The sequence below is a fragment of the Ruegeria sp. CF4 genome, from assembly GCF_056537345.1.
Map to the genome: position 1 here is coordinate 523,763 of NZ_JBQFRJ010000001.1, position 19,498 is coordinate 543,260.

18 protein-coding genes are annotated in these 19,498 nt (G+C 58.0%); 8 read left to right on the forward strand and 10 right to left on the reverse strand.

From position 1 onward, the window contains the following. The first annotated feature begins 63 nt into the window (after positions 1-63). The 3 genes from prfB (at position 64) to ACR0NF_RS02590 (ending at position 3,578) form a co-directional block, all read left to right on the forward strand. Positions 64-1,188 (forward strand): peptide chain release factor 2, encoded by a 1,125-nt coding sequence (prfB, locus tag ACR0NF_RS02580; RefSeq protein ID WP_480469512.1) that lies wholly within the window; start codon positions 64-66, stop codon positions 1,186-1,188. A gap of 180 nt (positions 1,189-1,368) precedes the next feature. Further along, entirely contained in the window at positions 1,369-2,766 is a 1,398-nt protein-coding gene (locus tag ACR0NF_RS02585) for an amidase (protein ID WP_480777721.1), read from the forward strand. 26 nt (positions 2,767-2,792) lie between these two features. Then, positions 2,793-3,578 (forward strand): DUF2189 domain-containing protein, encoded by a 786-nt coding sequence (locus ACR0NF_RS02590; protein WP_480777722.1) that lies wholly within the window; start codon positions 2,793-2,795, stop codon positions 3,576-3,578. Positions 3,579-3,595: 17 nt separating this feature from the next. On the opposite strand, the gene ACR0NF_RS02595 is transcribed toward ACR0NF_RS02590, so the two are convergent. From ACR0NF_RS02595 to ACR0NF_RS02605, 3 genes are all read right to left on the reverse strand, one after another. Next, positions 3,596-4,321, reverse strand: coding sequence for a helix-turn-helix domain-containing protein (locus ACR0NF_RS02595; protein WP_480657380.1), 726 nt, complete (start codon positions 4,319-4,321; stop codon positions 3,596-3,598). Positions 4,322-4,603: 282 nt separating this feature from the next. Beyond that, positions 4,604-5,170: an acetolactate synthase small subunit gene (gene ilvN, locus ACR0NF_RS02600; RefSeq protein WP_480657381.1), complete on the reverse strand. Its 567-nt coding sequence runs from the start codon at positions 5,168-5,170 to the stop codon at positions 4,604-4,606. Between the two features lie 67 nt (positions 5,171-5,237). Next, positions 5,238-6,989, reverse strand: a complete 1,752-nt coding sequence (locus ACR0NF_RS02605; RefSeq protein ID WP_480777723.1) for an acetolactate synthase 3 large subunit — start codon at positions 6,987-6,989, stop codon at positions 5,238-5,240. A gap of 424 nt (positions 6,990-7,413) precedes the next feature. On the opposite strand from ACR0NF_RS02605, the gene ACR0NF_RS02610 reads away from it, so the two are divergent. Together ACR0NF_RS02610 and ACR0NF_RS02615 are read left to right on the forward strand one after the other, a co-directional pair. Continuing rightward, positions 7,414-8,259: a HalD/BesD family halogenase gene (locus ACR0NF_RS02610; RefSeq protein WP_480657383.1), complete on the forward strand. Its 846-nt coding sequence runs from the start codon at positions 7,414-7,416 to the stop codon at positions 8,257-8,259. Positions 8,260-8,262: 3 nt separating this feature from the next. Continuing rightward, on the forward strand, positions 8,263-8,688 hold the full coding sequence (locus ACR0NF_RS02615; RefSeq protein ID WP_480692652.1) for a bleomycin resistance protein: 426 nt from the start codon (positions 8,263-8,265) through the stop codon (positions 8,686-8,688). 74 nt (positions 8,689-8,762) lie between these two features. Here the strand turns inward: ACR0NF_RS02615 and ACR0NF_RS02620 are convergent, their stop codons facing one another. Then, positions 8,763-9,407 carry a response regulator transcription factor gene (locus tag ACR0NF_RS02620; RefSeq protein ID WP_480469520.1) on the reverse strand — a complete coding sequence of 215 codons (645 nt, stop codon included), beginning with the start codon at positions 9,405-9,407 and terminating at the stop codon, positions 8,763-8,765. Beyond that, a complete protein-coding gene (locus ACR0NF_RS02625; protein ID WP_480469521.1) occupies positions 9,407-10,840 on the reverse strand; it encodes a cache domain-containing protein in 1,434 nt (477 codons plus the stop codon). The genes ACR0NF_RS02620 and ACR0NF_RS02625 overlap by 1 nt, the downstream gene beginning before the upstream one ends. A 245-nt stretch (positions 10,841-11,085) precedes the next feature. Here ACR0NF_RS02625 and ACR0NF_RS02630 point away from each other — a divergent pair, with 245 nt between their 5' ends. From ACR0NF_RS02630 to ACR0NF_RS02640, 3 genes are all read left to right on the forward strand, one after another. Then, positions 11,086-12,168 (forward strand): TRAP transporter substrate-binding protein, encoded by a 1,083-nt coding sequence (locus ACR0NF_RS02630; RefSeq protein WP_480469522.1) that lies wholly within the window; start codon positions 11,086-11,088, stop codon positions 12,166-12,168. A gap of 119 nt (positions 12,169-12,287) precedes the next feature. Further along, complete coding sequence (locus ACR0NF_RS02635) at positions 12,288-13,214, forward strand: TRAP transporter small permease subunit (protein ID WP_480469523.1); 927 nt, start codon at positions 12,288-12,290, stop codon at positions 13,212-13,214. Positions 13,215-13,231: 17 nt separating this feature from the next. After that, positions 13,232-15,586: a TRAP transporter large permease gene (locus ACR0NF_RS02640; RefSeq protein ID WP_480777724.1), complete on the forward strand. Its 2,355-nt coding sequence runs from the start codon at positions 13,232-13,234 to the stop codon at positions 15,584-15,586. A gap of 50 nt (positions 15,587-15,636) precedes the next feature. Here ACR0NF_RS02640 and ACR0NF_RS02645 read toward each other — a convergent pair whose 3' ends face one another. The 5 genes from ACR0NF_RS02645 to ACR0NF_RS02665 form a co-directional block, all read right to left on the reverse strand. Continuing rightward, positions 15,637-16,995 carry a dicarboxylate/amino acid:cation symporter gene (locus tag ACR0NF_RS02645; RefSeq protein ID WP_480777725.1) on the reverse strand — a complete coding sequence of 453 codons (1,359 nt, stop codon included), beginning with the start codon at positions 16,993-16,995 and terminating at the stop codon, positions 15,637-15,639. Between the two features lie 241 nt (positions 16,996-17,236). Further along, positions 17,237-17,644 (reverse strand): VOC family protein, encoded by a 408-nt coding sequence (locus ACR0NF_RS02650; protein ID WP_480777726.1) that lies wholly within the window; start codon positions 17,642-17,644, stop codon positions 17,237-17,239. A 5-nt stretch (positions 17,645-17,649) separates the two neighbouring features. Next, complete coding sequence (locus ACR0NF_RS02655; RefSeq protein ID WP_480469527.1) at positions 17,650-18,474, reverse strand: arginyltransferase; 825 nt, start codon at positions 18,472-18,474, stop codon at positions 17,650-17,652. A 75-nt stretch (positions 18,475-18,549) separates the two neighbouring features. Beyond that, positions 18,550-18,981: an RDD family protein gene (locus tag ACR0NF_RS02660; protein WP_480469528.1), complete on the reverse strand. Its 432-nt coding sequence runs from the start codon at positions 18,979-18,981 to the stop codon at positions 18,550-18,552. A 63-nt stretch (positions 18,982-19,044) separates the two neighbouring features. After that, positions 19,045-19,470 (reverse strand): DUF2852 domain-containing protein, encoded by a 426-nt coding sequence (locus ACR0NF_RS02665; protein ID WP_480777727.1) that lies wholly within the window; start codon positions 19,468-19,470, stop codon positions 19,045-19,047. Between the last annotated feature and the right edge of the window lie 28 nt (positions 19,471-19,498).

Here is a 19,498-nt window from a genome sequence, read left to right on the forward strand (position 1 = left end):
TCTTGTGGTGGCCCGCACCTCTTGCTATCACGCAGGCCTGATTGAGCAAGTTGGGACAAGACCATGCGCGCCGAAACCCAGAACATCGTGGCGGAAATCGAAAAGTCGCTGGAGCTGCTGGCGCAGCGCATGGACTATGAAACTGCGCCGCATCGGTTGGAGGAATTCAACGCGCGCGTCGAGGATCCGAATCTGTGGGATAACCCCGAGAACGCGCAGAAGCTAATGCGCGAGCGGCAGTTGCTGGTTGATGCCATCGAGACATATGAATCCATCAAGACCGATCTGAGCGACAATATCGAACTGATCGAACTTGGCGAGATGGAGGAAGATCAGGAAGTCGTCGACGACGCCGAAGCTTCGATCAAGGCGTTGCGGGCCAAGGCCGCCAAGAAAGAGCTTGAGGCGCTGCTGGATGGTGAGGCCGACGGCAATGATACATTCCTTGAGATCAATTCGGGCGCGGGCGGCACAGAGAGCTGTGATTGGGCTTCGATGCTGGCGCGGATGTATGTGCGTTGGGCCGAGAAGAAGGGGTATACGGTCGAACTGCAATCCGAGACAGCCGGTGAAGAGGCGGGGATTAAATCTGCCGCTTATAAGATTTCCGGGCATAACGCTTATGGCTGGCTGAAGTCGGAGAGCGGTGTGCATCGGCTGGTGCGCATTTCTCCTTATGACTCGGCTGCGAAACGGCATACCTCGTTCAGCTCGGTTTGGGTCTACCCGGTGGTGGACGACAATATCGAGATCGAGGTGAACCCCTCCGACATTCGTATCGATACTTACCGGTCTTCGGGCGCGGGGGGACAGCACGTGAACACGACGGACTCGGCGGTGCGGATCACGCATATCCCGACCGGGATTGTGGTGACGAGTTCCGAGAAATCGCAGCATCAGAACCGTGACATTGCCATGAAGGCGTTGAAATCGAGGCTGTATCAGCAAGAGCTGGATCGCCGGAACGCGGATATCAACGCGGCGCATGAAGCCAAGGGGGACGCGGGCTGGGGCAACCAGATCCGGTCTTACGTGCTGCAGCCCTATCAGATGGTCAAGGATCTGAGGACCAACCATGAGACTTCAGACACCAAAGGGGTGTTGGATGGCGATCTGGATGGGTTCATGGCGGCGACGCTGGCTTTGAATGTGGCGGGTAAATCCCGGTCCGAGGCGCAGGGCGACTAGGCCGGGCAGGGGGCGCTGCCCCCGTCGCGGCAGGCCGCGACTCCCCCGGGATATTTTGGGCCAGATGAAGCGGGATCCCGTTCGCGCCTCTGGTCGGGAAAAGATACATTGAAACAGTGGGTTTAAATGGTGAGGCGGCTTGGCTAGGCTGAGCGGCGAAAGCCTGATGTGAGCCTGCCTATGAACCTGAGCCAAACCTCTGCCACAGACCTGTTGGGCGCCCTTGCGCAGCGCTCGATCTCTGCGGGTGAGGTTATGCGCGCGACGCTGGATCGGATCGCTGAGGTCAATGGCCGCGTAAATGCGATCGTTGCGCTACGGGATGAAGCGGCGTTGCTGGCAGAGGCGCAGGCGCTGGATGACGGCCCGATCCGAGGGCCGTTGCACGGTTTGCCGATTGCGGTGAAGGATCTGGTAAACGTCGCGGGGGTGGCGTCGACGCAAGGCTCGCCGCTGTTCAAGGACCACGTTCCGCAGTCTGATGACTTGATCGCAGCGCGGATGCGGGCGGCTGGCGCGATTCTGATAGGCAAGACCAACTCGCCCGAGTTCGGGTTGGGATCGCACACGTTCAACCCGGTCTATGGCGCCACGCGCAACCCGTATGACCCAGCGCGATCCTGTGGTGGGTCATCCGGTGGTGCGGCGGTGGCTTTGGCCACTGGCATGGTAGCGCTGGCCGATGGGTCGGACATGATGGGCAGTTTGCGCAACCCGGCTGCGTGGAACAATGTGTACGGGTTTCGGCCCAGCTGGGGGCGGGTGCCCTCTGAACCTGTCGGGGACAGCTATCTGCATCAACTATCGACCCTTGGCCCCATGGCACGCAGCCCGGAGGATATCGGGATTTTGCTGGATGTGATCTCGGGCCCGGATTCGCGGATGCCGCTGAGCCTTGATGTCGATGATGTCTCTCCGGTTTCCAAGGCCGACCTGAAAGGCATGCGGATCGGATGGCTGGGCGATTGGGGTGGCGCGTTTCCTTATGAGGCTGGAATATCAGAGTTGTGTATAGGCGCTCTGGACGTATTTGCTCAGCTTGGGGCGCGTATTGAGTCGGTTGCCCCGCCATTTGACGCTGAACGGGTTTGGGACAGCTGGATTACCTTGCGATCCTGGAGCGTAGCCACAGGGTTGGAAGCCTTGTCGGACCGGAAAGCCTCACTCAAGGACAGTGCGCAATGGGAGTTGGAGCGTGGATTGGCGCTGAGCGCGATGGACGTGCATCATGCCAGTGTCACAAGGTCGGAGTGGTTTCGGCAGGCCGCGGCGATGTTTGAAAGCTATGATGCGCTGGTACTTCCGGCGGCTCAGGTTTGGCCCTTTGATATCGACCAGCCATACCCGACCGAGGTCGCGGGGCAGGTGATGGACACCTATCACCGCTGGATGCAGGTGGTTACTCCGGTCAGTTTGCTGGGTCTGCCCTGTCTGGCGGTGCCAGCCGGGTTTGGCGCGCAGGGATTGCCGATGGGTTTGCAGCTATTCGGGCCACGCGGTTCCGACGCGCGAATGCTGGCAGTCGGGGCAGCTTATCATGAGGCGACGTGCTGGCCACAGAAAAGACCGACCAACTAGATCGGTCACGGGAGGAGAGACAGAGAATGGATAAGCCTTTTGGTGTTCCAACAATGAAAGCGGTTGACGCAGCCATGCTGAAGGACGCGCTGCGTCAGGGTTGGCAGGATTTCCGCCGCGCGCCGGTCTTCGGTCTTTTGTTTGCCGGGTTCTACGTGGTGGCGGGCTGGGTGATGGCCTGGGTCACACTGCAGAGTGGAACCTCGTTCTGGCTGGTACTCGCCGCGATCGGGTTCCCGCTGATCGGTCCGTTTGCCGCCGTGGGTCTCTATGAAGTTTCTCACCGACTTGAGCAGGGCGAACCGCTGGATTTTGGTGCGATCTTTGGGGTTGTCGTGCAGCAAAGCCGCAGGCAGCTGCCGTCGATCTGTGCCATCATCGTGGTGATGTTCCTGTTCTGGTTTTTCCTCGGGCACATGATTTTTGCACTTTTCATGGGGCTGTCGACGATAACCAACATCTCATCGTCGTTTGAGGTGTTTCTGACACCAAATGGATTGTCCATGCTGGCCATCGGGACAGTCGTCGGGGCCATATTTGCGATCCTGCTTTACATGATCACGGTTCTGTCGATCCCGATGTTGCTGGATCGTGAGTTGGATTTCGTCACCGCGATGATATCGAGCTATGCCTATGTCGCTGCAAATAAAGGCGTGATGTTGGGCTGGGGCGCTTTCATTGCCATTGTCACCTTTCTGGCAATGATCCCGTGGTTTTTGGGTTTGTTGGTGGTATTGCCGCTGATGGGCCACGCCAGTTGGCGCCTCTATCGGCTGATCACTGAAGACGCAGTGGCAGACGAAGCGGCCTGAATACAGGCCCGGATGTGTCAGCGCGCTTCTGGGGCGTGCGGTGCTCTGCGTCTTAGACGCAGGGCTGCAGACAGATCGTACGCGAGGTGACGTAGTTCCAGCCGTTGAATATTCGGACCTAGGGCAGATCGGTCTGGTAGCCGCAGCAGATAACCCAGCCACCGCAACTCGGTGTCCGAGGGTTGTGGCGTCACTACCATCACCCGGCAATCCCGCCCGCCCTGACGGGACATCAGCGCGCAGATCTGTGTACCGGATTGCGTGACAACCCCTTGAAGCTCGCGTGCGGGGGCGGGTTCATCGGGCATCGCTGAGTGCGGCTCATAACCGCGCAGCAGGGCGCAATGGCCAATGCGGCGCACAAGCAGCAGCTGGTGCCGTGCGGCATCGCTTCCGTTCAGATCTGCCTCGATCGCGTGATAGAAACCGGGTGCGAACAGCGCGTTGGTTCCGGCAGCGAGAAAGCGGTCGATGGTGTCGGACGCCGGGTGCGCAGGGGGTGTTTCAATCTCTTCCAAAGGTTTCAGCAGGATACGGGCATCCACGGCAAAGAACCGACAAATCCGATCCAGCACGTCGGGTCGCGGAAAGCTCTCGCCACCCAAATATCGATTGAACTGTGTCCGGTTGATGCCCAACTGGCGGCAGAGTTCCGAAACCGAAGGATAGCTGCGCGCAAGCTGTTTGAGGTTTTCGCCAAACATGCTGCGCAATTCGGCGGGGTTGCGGATGGTATCGGTCACGTTCGTCCTGGGATTCTGCTGGTTTTTAGTAAAACGCGATCACATCGGCGCAATGGCCGAATGTCAGTCAGAAATCGTAACGAAGACCCTAGCGGAGGCCTGATGACACGCCGCTACAGGCTACACGCTAACGTGGCATGTGCCAAAATCAATAGGGTTTTGGCTAACTTGTCTGATCTTTTTTATGTTCTGGTCTAGATGTGATGAAAATAACCGCGCGTTTGTGTACGGGCGGTTATTTCAGTGATCGAACCGCGAATGAGGCGGCAGAGAGGTCGGATTTCAGGTTCTATCGCCACGCAACAAGGCAGCAACACCAGTGCGCGCGATTTCAGCAAGACCCAGGGGCCGCATCAGATCCGCAAACGCGTCGATCTTGTCTGGCGCACCTGTGATCTCGAAGATGAACGAATTCAGGGTGCTGTCGACCACATTGGCCCGAAAAATATCCGCCAGACGCAGCGCTTCGACCCGTTTTTCGCCTTCGCCGACGACCTTGATGATCGCCAGTTCGCGTTCAACTGATGAGCCTTCGACGGTCAGGTCATGCACATCCCGCACCGAAACGATCCGGCCCAGCTGTGCCTTGATCTGTTCGATCACCTGCGGCGTGCCGGTGGTCACGATGGTGATCCGGCTGAGATGTCCGGTGTGGTCCACCTCGGCGACGGTGAGACTTTCGATGTTATAGCCGCGGCCCGAGAACAGACCGATCACCCGCGCCAATACGCCGGGCTCGTTTTCGACCAGAACGGCGATCGTGTGCTGCTCCTGTACGTCCGAGAAAGTGGGGCGTAGGTTGTATGCGGAATGGCGGGTTGCGCCTTTTTTGATTTGTAGGGCAGACATTTATGTCCCTTTCATCATCCTGCGATGGTCGGACACCGAAGCGCCCGACAAAATTCGTCGAATTTTGTTAAACCAGAACCGATCCCTTGGAATCGATCACGCCCTGGGTCTCGGCTTCACCAAGCAACATCTCGTTATGGGCTTTGCCCGACGGGATCATGGGGAAGCAGTTCTCGTGCTTTTCGACCAGACAGTCAAAGATCACCGGGCCGTCATAGTTTATCATCTCCATGATCGCGTCATCCAGATCGGCGGGGTCAGAACAGATGATACCTTTGGCACCAAACGCTTCGGCGAGCTTGACGAAATCGGGCAGGGCCTCGGACCACGAATGCGAGTACCGTTCGCCATGCAGCAACTCCTGCCACTGGCGGACCATGCCCAGGCGTTCGTTGTTCAGGATGAACTGCTTCACCGGCAGGCGATACTGAACGGCGGTGCCCATCTCCTGCATGTTCATCAGCCACGAAGCCTCGCCGGCCACGTTGATCACCAAGGCATCCGGATGCGCCATTTGCACGCCGATTGAGGCCGGGAAGCCGTAGCCCATGGTGCCCAGACCGCCAGACGTCATCCAGCGGTTGGGGTCTTCGAAGCCAAGATATTGCGCGGCCCACATCTGGTGTTGGCCAACTTCGGTGGTGATATAACGGTCGTGGTTCTTGGTCAGTTCTTCCAGCCGTTGCAAGGCGTGTTGCGGTTTGATGGTCTTCTCGCTGGCCGTGAACGCCAGGCAATTCACCTTGCGCCAGTCATCGATCTGCTTTTGCCATTCGGCGACAGCTGGCGTGTTGGTTTTGCGGCCGCGCGATTTCCAGATGTTCAGGATGTCTTCCAGAACATGGGCAACGTCACCGACAATCGGGATGTCCACTCGGATGACCTTGTTGATCGAGGACGGGTCAATATCGATATGCGCCTTGACCGAATTCGGCGAGAACGCATCGATCCGTCCGGTGATCCGGTCGTCGAAGCGGGCACCGATGTTGATCATCAGATCGCAATCATGCATCGCCATGTTGGCCTCATAGAGGCCATGCATCCCCAGCATTCCGATCCAGTTCTTGCTTGAAGCCGGATAGGCGCCAAGCCCCATCAGGGTCGAAGTGATTGGAAAGCCGGTCGCATCTACCAACTCGCGCAGCAACTGGCTGGCCGCAGTGCCAGAGTTGATGACGCCGCCGCCGGTGTAGAAAACGGGCTTCTTGGCGGTCTCCATCGCGGCAACCAGTTCGGTGATCTCTTCCAGATCACCTTTGAGCACGGGTTGATAATGAGAGGTTGAAGGCTTCGGTCCGCTGTATTCTCCATTCGCAAACTGAACATCCTTGGGGATGTCGATCAGAACGGGGCCGGGGCGGCCCGACGTGGCGACGTGGAAGGCCTCGTGCAGGGTGCCGGACAGTGAGTCGGTGTCTTTCACCAGCCAATTATGCTTGGTGCAGGGGCGGGTGATGCCTACGGTGTCGGCTTCCTGGAACGCGTCCGAGCCAATCATGAAGGTCGGCACCTGACCGGTCAGAACAACGATCGGGATCGAATCCATCAGTGCATCGGTCAAACCGGTCACCGCATTGGTCGCGCCGGGGCCAGACGTCACCAGCGCAACGCCCGGTTTGCCGGTGGACCGCGCATAGCCTTCGGCCGCGTGTACAGCGCCCTGTTCGTGCCGCACAAGAATGTGACGGATATCGTTTTGCAGAAAGATCTCATCATAGATCGGTAGGACGGCGCCACCGGGGTATCCGAATACCGTGTCCACGCCCTGATCCTTAAGGGCCTGAACCACCATCTTTGCGCCGGTCATCTCACGTGTCATCTGCTTTGCTCCGTTCGCGACATGTGTCTTGCGTTCTGCATAAAAAAAGCCCCCGAGATTTTTCGGAGGCGCATGGGTTCGATTATGGTTTACCGTTACCGGCCCATGCGCGTGGTTCCTACGATTACGACTAGCGTTCTCATCGCCAGAGGCTCCTTCTTTGCGTGCAGGGACATTATGAGGGGCGCGCGGGGGCGTCAACAGGCAATTGCTCAAATTTTCTAACTCGGGGGCGGTATTTTGCGACATATTATTGCGCATTTTGCCGCATGTTGGGAATTTCCGCCAAAAATCGAAGTTATTCACTGATTTGGCGGAGGATGCGGAGGTCTGAAAGCGGCAACGCGATGTCCGAAACGGGCATGATCGGTCGACCTGTCTGCGTCACGCTTGTCTGTAACCGCACGAAAAAAGGAGATCAGTGATGCTGCACGATCTGGTGGATCTCGGGCGATACCCGATCGATTGTCCGGGATCCTGGGCGTATAACCGCATGATCGAGGATCTTCGGCGTGAGCTTGATCAGGACGGTTGCGCGGTGTTGCCCGGTTTTGTGCACGAAGCCGGGTTGGAGCATCTGGTGCGCGAAGCCGAAGCTACCGCCCCACAGGCGTATCGTTCGTTCAACCGGACCAATGCCTATTTCACTAAAGATGATCCGCGCTTTGGGATCGGCCATCCAATACGCCGTTTCTACGACCGGTCGAACGCCTTTGTTCCGGCGGATAACTTTGCCAAAGATGGTCCCCTGCGTCGGATTTACGAATTTGAAGAGTTCATGCCCTTTATCCGGACCGCTCTGAACGAGCCCGAGGATCGGTTCTTTCGATATGATGATCCGCTGGCCGATGTGATCATTAACGTGGTCGAGGAGGGGCAGGGCTTTCCCTGGCATTTCGACACCAACAACTACACGGTCACGCTGGCGATCCAGAATGGCGAAGAGGGCGGAGCGTTTCAGTATGCCCCCAACCTTCGCAGCGCTGATGAGGAGAATTTTCCGGATGTCGCGGCGGTACTGGATGGCAACATGGCGCGGGTTCACACGCTTGAGCTGCAGCCAGGTGATCTGCAGATATTCCGCGGGCGGTATTCATTGCACCGGGTGGCACCGGTCAGCGGCCCGCGCAAGCGGTATGTCGGGATTTTTTCGTTCGTCGAAACAGAAGGCATGTGTGGAGGAGTCGAGCGGACCCGCCAACTATACGGCCGCGTGTTGCCGCATCATCATGAGCGTGAAGGATTGCGAAACGATCAACTTATTGACTGAGCCATGCTAGAGTTTCAGCCATTGGATCGGGAGGATCAGATGGCGCGGATATTGCAGCTCACACCGTTTGTACTGTGCTCATCTCTGGACAGGCAAATCGAATTTTATTGCGCTCGGTTGGGATTTACCTGCACCTTCAAGCAGGACAACTATGCTTTCTTACGGCTTGATGTGGTTGCCATCCGTTTGCTGGAATGCCCGCCGCGCCCGGATGGGCGTCCGCTGGGTGACGAACAATCTTTCTATATCGATGTCGAAGGGATTGACGCTTTGTATGAAAAGCTGCGTCCTGGTTTGCAGGACTTGCCCGAGGGGCGCGTGCGGCCTCCATTCGATCAACCCTATCGACAGCGCGAGTTCCACGTCATCGACGAGGACGGGACGCTGGTGTTTTTTGGCGAAGACATCAGCCCGCGCGGCAGCGGGTAGCACTCCCGCCCGTTGTCAATGCGCCTTTGGCGCACCTCCTCCGGTTGGGCCGGGCAGCGCGTGCCGCGCTGCGGTCAGAACCCGGGACTGGTGCCTTGCAGCACCCCATGTTCTAGCGCATAGCGGGTCAGGCCCGCGGTGGAGGAGATGCCAAGCTTGCGTTTGATGTTCTTGCGGTGGGTCTCGACGGTACGTACCGAGATATCCAGCGCCAGCGCGACCTCTTTGTTGGATTTGCCCTGCGCCAGTTCCAGCAGAATGGTCTGTTCGCGGCCTGTCAGCGCCTCGCGCGTGTTGCCGTCCTTTGGCTCCAGCGATCCGCTGGCCCCGGTGCAGAGGTAGCGCTCGCCGCGCATCACCGCATCGATGGCCTGCTTGATCTCTTCAGTGGGCACGTCCTTGAGCACATAGCCCTTGGCCCCGTGGCTGAGCGCGGTCGAGATGTATTCCGGGCTGTCATGCATCGACAGGATCAGGATGCGCGTGTCGGGCACCCGTTCGAGAATGAGTTCGGTTGCGCTGAGCCCGCTGAGACCTGGCATGTTGAGGTCCATCAGTATTACGTCCGGTTCCAGCTGTGTCGCCTGATCGACCGCCTCCTGACCGTTGGAGAGGGTGCCGACCACTTCGATCTCGTCATAGCCTTCGAGCAGAGATTGGATGCCCTCAGCCACCATCGGGTGATCGTCGACAATAAGAACCCGGATCGAATCAGACATCAGGAACCGGCCTTTCGTTTCGGTGTTGCGTCTTCCTGCGGTGGCAGCAGGTGGCTGAGCGGCAGGCTGGCCTCGATCACGGTGCCGCTGCGTTGACCGCGGGATGACAGAATGCGAAGCGAACCGTCAAGCTGTTCTATCCGTTCCTGCATGTTGCGCAGGCCGATACCGGTGGAGGTGCTGTCCGTTTCGCTGCGCAGCCCGCAGCCATTGTCCGTGATGCGCATCGTGGCGCCTTTCTTGTGGCCGCGCAGGTCGATTGTAACACGGGTCGCGCCCGAGTGACGCTCGATATTGGTCAGCGCCTCTTGGGCAATCCGGTAGAGCGCGATCTTACTGTCCTGATCCAGCCGGTTGCGGAACACCACTGTGGTGAACTCGGTCTCGATCCCTGTGCGTTCGCGGAAATCGTCGGTCAGCGCCTTAAGCGCGGGGCCGAGGCCCAGATCGTCCAGCACGCCGGGTCTAAGATCGCGACTGATGCGGCGCACTTCGGTAATCGCGGTACCCAGATTGTCGATGCCTTTCTCTAATGGTTCCTGCGCACCTGTATCGTCGCCGCGGGTCAAGCGGCGGCGGGCGTTGTCCAGCGCATAGCGGACACCGACGAGGATCTGGCTGATGCCGTCATGCAGTTCGCGCGCCACGCGGCCGCGTTCTTCTTCCTGCGCGTCGAACACGCGCTGGGTCAGCTCTTTGAGTTTGGCATCGGCCAGACGGCGCTCACGGAAATTCAGCAACATGCCTGAGGCGAAAACGATCAGCACGGCAGCCAGAACGATGCCTCCGATATAGAGGAAGGTGCGCTGAACGCGCGCTTCGACTTCGGCCCGTGCATTAGCGACTGTTGCGACTATATCATCAATAAAGACGCCGGTGCCGACGACCCAGCGCCAATCCTGCAGGCCGACGACATAGGCAATCATCTGCGCCTCTTCCCCGGTCGAGGGTTTTTGCCACATGAAGCTGTGCCAGCCCGCACCCTGACGGGCGAGCGTGATGAACTCGTCCACGATCGGTATGCCGTCGCTGTCGGTCAGATCTGACCAGTTGCGGTTGATGAACTCGGTCTGGCGCGGGCTGACAAGGTTGTTGCCGTCATAATCGTAGACGAAGAAAAACCCGTCCTTACCATAGATCATCGCCGACAGGATCTGTGTAACGAGGTTCTTTGCAACTTCATCATCTGGCGAGGCGCGACCGTAGATATAGGCAAACCCGTTGCGGGCCTGAGTCACATAGTTGCGCAGTTCATCCTTCTTGGCCTCGATCAGACGACGTTCGAGGGCTTGTATCTCGCGTTCGGCGGTTGCACGGGATTCATAGGCGACCACCAGCGCAATCGCAGCCACCGCTGCAAGCAGCGGGATAGCAGCGACCAGCGACAGTTTCTGCGCATAGGTCAGCGAGATGAGATTTCGGAATCCTCTCATGGTCGAATCGATACGCAAGCTGCCAGGAAATTGCAAAAAGATTGGGCGATCAGTGGTCCCGGCACTCGATTTTTAAGAAGGGGCAGGTGAAATCGGCCTGATTTATGCCCCGAGCGCGGAAAAATCGGCTCGGCTACGTAGTAGTAGGTATTCACATTCATGTGCTTGCAATTAGGCTGACGCGCACTGGAAACGATCGGCCCGGCATCAGCCGGGTAATGAATATGTAGGGGAGGAACACTCATATGGATCGTCGTAAGTTTCTGAAAACGTCAGCACTGGGCGGCTCGGCTGCTGCCGCGACCACTCTGGCCGCGCCCGCTTATGCGCAGGGCAAGCGGACGCTGACCATGGTCACCTCGTGGGGCCGTGGCCTTGCGGGCGTTTTCGACAGCGCGCAGCGTTGTGCCGACAGCATCACTACAATGTCGGATGGTGACCTGAACGTTGAAATCAAAGCCGCCGGTGAACTGGTTGGTGCGTTCGAAGTGTTCGACGCGGTATCGTCCGGTCAGGCCGATATGTACCACGCGGCGGATTACTATTTTGTGGGTCAGCATCCGGGCTATGCCTTCTTCACCGCTGTTCCGTTCGGCATGACCGCGCAGGAACTGGTGAACTGGTACTACCATGCCGGCGGTATGGAGCTGCATGACGAACTGGGCGAAATCTTCGGCCTGAAATCCTTCCTGGCCGGTAACACCGGTGCGCAGGCAGGTGGCTGGTACTCGAAAGAGATCAACAGCCCCGAAGATTTCAACGGTCTGAAGTTTCGTATGCCGGGTCTGGGCGGTAAGGCACTGGGCAAACTGGGTGCATCGGTTCAGAACATTCCGGGCTCGGAAGTGTATCAGGCGCTGTCGTCCGGCGCGATTGACGGTACCGAGTGGATCGGTCCGTGGGCCGACGAAAAAGCGGGCTTCCAGGAAATCACCAAGACCTATTACACTGCAGGCTTCCATGAGCCGGGTGCGGGTCTGTCGCTGGCCACCAACCGCGAAGTATTTGACAGCCTGTCCGCGGCTCAGCAGAAGATCATCGAGATCGCAGCTGCCGAAGCGCACCAGTGGAACCTGGCGCAATTCCTGGCCAACAACGGCGCGGCGCTGCAGCGTCTGCAGGCCGGTGGTGTCAAGGTCATGGAATTCCCCGACAGCGTCTGGGATGCCTTCGGTCAGGCCAGCCAGGAAGTGCTGGACGAGAACATGGGCGACGAGCTGTTCAAGCGGATCCACGACAGCGCCATGGAGTCGATGGCGGCGTCGTCGGGCTGGAACAACCTGTCGTCGGGTGTCTACACCGCACAGCGCGACCGCGTGCGCGGTTAAGCACTCCCGCTCAATGCAATCGGTTCCCCCGTTCGGCGGGGGAGCCTTTCCCGTTGCACATAAGCGGTTCGGACATACCGCAATAATGAAACGTGCAACCGATGCGACCTGGGGACAACATGCAGGACGAAAACGGTATCTCGTTCTTCGGCGCCCTGTGGAATGGACTGGTCTGGTTCATTCAGAACATTGCCGAAGCCTTCTATAATTTCGGATACGCCATCACGCATCCGCAGCTCTGGCTGAACTGGTCGGACAAAGAAGCAATCATGCGCTTTGTCTATTACGGCGGTTCGGTCGAGTTCTTCTTCGTGATCTTCGCGCTGTTTCTGGTGCTGACGGCTATTGGTCTTTACTACCGGAACTTCATGTGGGGAATGGTGCGCGTGTTGGAAGGATTTGCCAACACAACGGGTCGCTTCTTTGCCTGGGCGGGTCTGCTGATGGTCATTCAGCAGATCGTTATCGTTTTCATGCAGCGGGTGTTTACACGCCCGGATATGTCTTTTGGGCTGGGTATCCCTTTTCAGATGGATATCAGCTGGTTCGCAGAAGAACTTAAACTCTATAACGCCATGGTGGTCTGCCTTTGCTGCACTTACACGTTTGTGCAGGGCGGTCACGTACGCGTTGACCTGATCTATGCCGGTATCAGCCATCGCGCCAAGCGCGTTGTCGACATGTGCGGGGCGGTTCTGTTCATGATGCCCATGGCGGTGCTGACATGGATGTATGGCTGGTACTTCATGTGGCGGCACCTGATTGTGCCGAAGCCCTCGGCCAGCGATACTCTGGACCGGCTGATCGCCAAGTCCCGCGCGTTGCGCTGGAACGTTGAAACCATCGGGTTCAGCCCAAACGGCTTCAACGCTTATTTCCTGTTCAAAATTCTGTTGGTGGCCTTTGCCGCGATGGTGTTCCTGCACGCGATCGCGTTCCTGTATCGGTCTTATCTGGAATATGTGGAAGGGCCGGAAAGCATTGGAAAATACCTCGACAAGGACAGCCTTGGTGAGGGTGAAGAAGCCTACGAAGGCGCGCATTAGGGACGGAGAACCAGACAATGCTATTCGGACTTGATGGCGTCGAGATAGGCCTCATTATCGTATTTTTCTGCCTTTTCGGAGGCATCCTCTCGGGCTTCCCCGTTGCCTTCGCCATTGGCGGGGCCGGGGTGATTTCCTTTGGGATCATCGCCGCGCTGGACAGCGCCGGGCTGTTGATCCATCAGGCGATCGACACCGGGTCACAAGCTTACCGCGACTTGGTAAATACCGGGGTCAAACCGGATGTCATATCCGTGTTCCGATACCCGGATTTGCCAAGGATAGGTGAGCCGGTCTTTTTGCAGGGTTGGGAAACAGCGCTGGACCGGAATGTTTCCTTCATCGTGAACCGGATGAACGAACGGGTTCTGGCCGGGCAGTCGATTGAAACCCTGCTGGCAGTGCTGATGTTCGTGCTGATGGGCATCACGCTGGAGCGGTCGAAGATCGCAAACGACCTGTTGACCACGATGGCGCGCGTGTTTGGCCCGCTGCCCGGTGGTCTGGCCGTGTCGATTGTGGTTGTGGGCGCCTTCCTGGCTGCGTCGACCGGCATCGTGGGCGCAACAGTTGTCACCATGGGCCTGCTGGCCTTGCCGACCATGTTGCGCAACAACTATTCGCCAGAACTGGCGACGGGTGTGATCGCAGCCTCGGGTACGCTGGGGCAGATCATTCCGCCATCCATCGTGATTGTTCTTCTGGGAACGCTGGCAGGTGACCTCTATTCAACCGCACAGGAAACCCGCGCGGTTGAGGCGGGGTGTACTGACGCACTGACCTATCTGGGTGAGCCCGCCGTTGTCTCGGTGGGTACGCTGTTCCAGGCGGCTCTGCTGCCGGGGATCATGCTGGCGCTGCTCTATGCGCTCTATGCCTTTGGCTATGCGCTGTTGAACCCGGAAAAGGCTCCGGCGGTTGAATTGTCGGGCGGGTCTGGTGAGACCATCACCCGGTCCGAGGGCCTGACTTGGCTGCTGGGTGCTCCGGTGGCTCTGATCGCAGGTGCGATGCTTCTGGGCAGCGCGGGCGTGATCGGCAGCCAGAATGTCTCGGTTTCGGCCTTTTCGGATATCGGGCAGGGCGCATCGCTGCGCACCAATGTGTCTGAGGAATGCAAAGCCTCGATGATCGAGCTGCATGGCCAATCCGCCTGGGATCAGGCTGTGACCGAACAGGAAGCAATTGATGCCGCGGGCGGAGCTTCTGAGGCGCAGCGTCTGAGCGAAGAGGAGTTGGCCGCTGCGCAAGAGGCCAAGATCGCCGCCGCCGCGCCGATTGGAAACGGCGTAGCCGTGATCATAATCCTGCTGGGTCTGACACTGGTGTTGGGCCGCGGGATTGCGCCGTCGCGGTCGCCGCAGCCACTGATTGTGGGTGCTATCGGCTTGTTGCTTATGCTGCTGGTCGATGTGCTGCTGATTGCGCCAACAACTTCATCGGGGGCGACGTTCCTGTTGTTGGCCATACCCTTTGCAATCGCCATGTACGGCTGCAAAGAAGCGGCCGCGCGCTGCGCCACCAATGATCTGATCCGCGTGGTCTTTCCACCGCTGGTTCTGATCATCGCGGTTCTGGGGTCGATCCTTGGCGGTGTCACCAACCCGACGCCCGCAGCGGCGCTGGGCGCGGGCGGAGCCATCATGCTGGCGGCCTATCGCAAGCTTCAGGATCAGGGGCGGTCAGGCAAGGTGATCATCTGGTCGACCTTCGCCGTGATCATCGCACTGCTGATGGGCGTGAACTTCGATCTGCGTATCAACCAGGGCAATGTCTCGGTTGAAAGCTGGATCGCCTTCATCATCGCCTATTCGGCCTATCTCTATGCGCTGTTCGGTCTGCTGTTCGGCTGCTGGGTACTGTTCGCCAGCGGGGTTCTCACGCCCGTGGTGCGTGAGACGGCCAAGGTGACCTCAATGGTCTTCACCATCCTGATTGGCTCGCAGTTGCTGAACCTGGTGGTGATCTCGTTCGGGGGTGAGCACTATATCCAGCAATTCCTGCGCAGTTTCGACAACGAGTTCACGGTCTTCCTGATCGTGATGCTGGTGCTGTTCATTCTGGGCTTCGTGCTCGATTTCCTTGAGATCATCTACATCGTGATCCCCATCGTGGGCCCGGTGATCTATGGCGGATCGTTCGATCCGAAATGGGTGACGATCATGGTGGCAGTGAACCTGCAGACCTCGTTCCTGACGCCGCCGTTTGGATTTGCGCTATTCTACCTGAGGGGCGTTGCACCGAAAGAGGTAACAACAGGCCATATCTATCGCGGCATCATACCGTTCGTGATCATTCAGGTGGTGGGTATTGGGATCCTATGGTTTTTCCCGACGATCGTGACCATCGTCCCCGATCTGATCCCGAACTGATCCGGAAATCAAACGTTAAGGAGGCCCCGCGGGGGCCTCCTTTTTTCGTGTCAGGTTTGTGGCTGAGGATGTGTCAGTCTGGCAAATTCCTGTTCGACATTGTGGTCGATCCCAAGATCGGCGGTATCGAACGTCCCGGCCTCAGGGTTGTCGAACACGGTCTTGTCCAGCTTGCCGACCTTTTGCCCGACAATGGTGGTCACAACCGCATCGCCGGTGATATTCACAACTGTCCGCATCATGTCGAGAATACGGTCGACGGCCAGAATGATCCCGATACCCTCCAGCGGCATGCCCAACTGGTTCAGAACCATCGCCAGCATCACGATCCCCACGCCCGGCACACCTGCGGTACCGATCGAGGCCAGAACCGAGATCGAGATCACGGTCAGATAGCCGCTCAGGCCCAGATCCATGCCATAGGCGTTGGCAAGGAACACGGTGGCCACGCCATGCATGATCGCGGTGCCATCCATGTTGATCGTCGCCCCCAGAGGGATGCCGAATGAAGCGACCGAGCGATCCACGCCGATGCGCTGTGTCACGCATTGCAGGCTGGCCGGGATCGTCGCGTTTGAGCTGGACGTCGAAAACGCAAACACCTGGGCCGAGCGCATCTTGCGCAGGAAGGTGCGCGGGTTGAGTCCCGTTGTGAAATAGAGCAGAGCCATCAACGTGACACAGAGGTGGAACACCAGCGTCAGGCTGATCGTGGTCAGATAGCCGATTACCGGGCCGAACAGGCCAAAGCCCTCCATCGCAAAGGTCTTGGCGATCAGGCTGAATACACCGACAGGAGCAAAGGCCATGACGATCTTGACGATTTTCATTGCCAGTTCATTCATGAATTCACAGCCTTCGACAAAAGCTTTGGCACGGCTGCCCATCATCAGAACCGCAATGCCAACCACCATTACGTAAAAGATGATCTGCAGCATCTCGCCATTGGCCAGAGCGTTTATCGGGTTCTTGGGGATTATATTCGCCAGAATCTCCCACGTGGTCTGCGGGTTGGCTACTGTCACGCCGTCTCCGGCAAGATACAAGCTTTCGAAGCCTTTGCCGGGGCCGATCAGGCTGGCGAACATCAACGCAGTGGTTACGGCCAGTGCGGTGGTTGCCAGATAGGTGACAAACGTCATGCCGCCCACGCGACCCAAAAGCTTGACGTCCCCGATCCCGACCACTCCGCAAAGCAACGAGAACACGACGAGCGGGACAACCAGCATCTGCAGGGCGTTCAAAAACATCTGGCCGAGCATCGACAGCGCTCCGTCCACCAACGTGGTGTTCAGGGCCGAGATATCCAAATAATTCAAAACCAGCCCAAAAACCGACCCAAGGGCCAGGGCGATCAGGATCTGGGTCGTCAGATTGGCCGAGACCAGTCGGCGCATGGCGTTTACCATTTTCCCCTCCTTCAAAACCTCTGCAACAGAGTGGGAAGTCTGTTGCAGTAATAAAAAACCAGCCCTGACAGCAGATAGTTTGCTGCAGGCGTCAGAACTGGACTGAGCATCAAGAAGTTCGGTTAACTTGGTGACCCTAGGTCAATTTTCAACTGCCTAAAAATTACGCAAGGTGTTCCAAATTGCCGCATGATTGAGCAACTTACTGTTGATGGTGTCTAGAGATCTGAAAAATATAGATTTAATCAAGAAGAGAAGGTTCTGAAAACTCGATGAGGTCCCATCGATTTCCAAATGGATCATGCCAGACCGCGACGATTCCATAGGGTTCATGTCGTGGCACTTCCTCAAATCCAACGCCAGCCTCAAGCATGGCTGCGTGATCCCTGTAGAAATCGTCGGTTTCGAGGAAGAAACCAACGCGCCCTCCGGTCTGGTTCCCGATCGACGCCGCCTGGTCTGCATCGACCGCCTTTGCCAACAGCAATGACGCGCCAGCAGACCCCGGTGGTGTCACACGGACCCAGCGTTTGTCGTCGCCCAGATCGATATCCTGCGTCAGTGCAAAATTCAGAACCCCAGTGTAGAACGCAATCGCAGCGTCATAATCCGGCACTACCAAAGTAATCGCATGAAGGCTCTGCCGCACGCCGGTCAGCCTTTGGTCGGATGTCGGTCGGGCAATTGGATATTCGCCACCTGCTCGGCGATCGGGGCCGAGGACAGAGGGTGATGCGCCGCATGCGCATATTCATTGGGGCTTTTGATCAACCGCCATTCACCCTGAATATAGGCCTGCAAGCCTGCGAATTTGGCCTTGTATCCCATCTTGGGGCTGCCGGGCACCCAGTAGCCCAGATAGACATAGGGCAGCCCAGCCTCGCGTGCGATCTCGATATGATCGAGGATCATGTATGTGCCCAGCGAGTTCTGCTGAAACTGGGGATCGTAGAACGAGTAGACCATGCTCAGCCCGTCCTCGAGGACATCTGTCAGGCTGACCGCGATCAACTCATCGGTTTTGGGGTCGGCATATTCGACAACGCGGCTGCGGATCGGGGTTTCCTCGATCATCGCGGCAAATTCGAACACATCCATATCGGCCATGCCGCCATCCGCGTGGCGGGCGTCGAGGTAGCGGCGGAACAGGTCGAACTGTTCATCCGTTGCCCAGGGCGAAGTGGCGCGCCGTTTCAGGTATCCGTTTCGCTTGCCGGCGCGTTTCTGGCTTTTGCTGGGGCGGAAGGCCGACACGTCGATCCGGGCTGACAGGCAGGCGGAACAATCGGTACAAGAGGGACGGTAGAGCACGTTTTGCGAGCGTCTAAACCCTTGTTGCGACAGGCAATTGTTCAACTGATCCGCGCCTTCCCCCTGAAGGGCGGTGAACAGCTTACGTTCCATCCTGCCCTCAAGATAAGGGCAGGGCTGGGGGGCGGTCACATAGAACTGTGGCGCGATTGGCAGCGTGTGTCGCATGAAGGTCCCGCATTTCCTCGGGACGGATGATAGCAACGGTTCCCGGCGCCGCCAAGAGACTCACAGAGTTGTTTTTCAGGCCCGCTGGTTGATCATCACGGTGCCTAGGAACGCGTCCGTAAGCCCCTGACAGCGTGCGCTTGTCATCATCATGATGACCGAGATGATTTGCAGCACCGGGATCGCCATGCTGACGAAATACCCCGCCGTGTGCGCGATGGCCTTGCCGGTATCCATGCGGGCACCAAAGGCGTCGCGTAGCTCAATCCCCATGAAGCGCATGCCCAAGGTGGCCGATCCGTTTGCGATGGTCACGACGCGATAGATGAAGCTGATGACGGCGTAAATCAGAGCGAGGATGAAAAAGCCCATGCCAAAGGTCAGCAGGATAGCGACGGTACACAGTAGCGAGATGAAGGCGATATCAAACAGCCATGCGAAGAAACGCTTGGTTGCGACGGATTGGTAGAATTCCGGCTGGCTGTCGGGATCGGGCAGGTGAGTCATGTCTTGGTCCGGTTGTTAGTCAAAAGCACCCTGTCCCGAAGGTCGGGGCAGGGCAAGTCAGGATCAGGCGGGTTGTTCGCCGTTTTCTGTATCATCGCGATTGTCGCGGGCACGTTCGTCCATGAACTGATCGAACTCGGCCTTGTCCTTGGCTTCACGCAAGCGGCGCAGGAAGGATTCAAAATCTTTCTGCTCACGCTCCAGCCGGGCCAGAGTGTCCGCTTTGTAGGCGTCAAAGGCGCTGTTGCCCGAAGGTTTCATAGCGCTCATGTGACTGTTCCACGACGAACGGCGGCTGCAGGATTTGCTGAACATGCGTTTGCTCCAGATCATATAGGCCAGAAAGGCCAGGCCAATGGGCCAGAAGAAGATAAAGCCAAGGACCATTGCGGCGATCCAGGCCCCTTTGCCCTTGCTGTCAAGCCAGGTCTCGGCGCGGTGCAGCCAGCCCGGGTTTGCAGGAACGGCGTGTTCGGACAATGCGGTCATTAGGTCTCTCCACTCAGGATGTAAATGC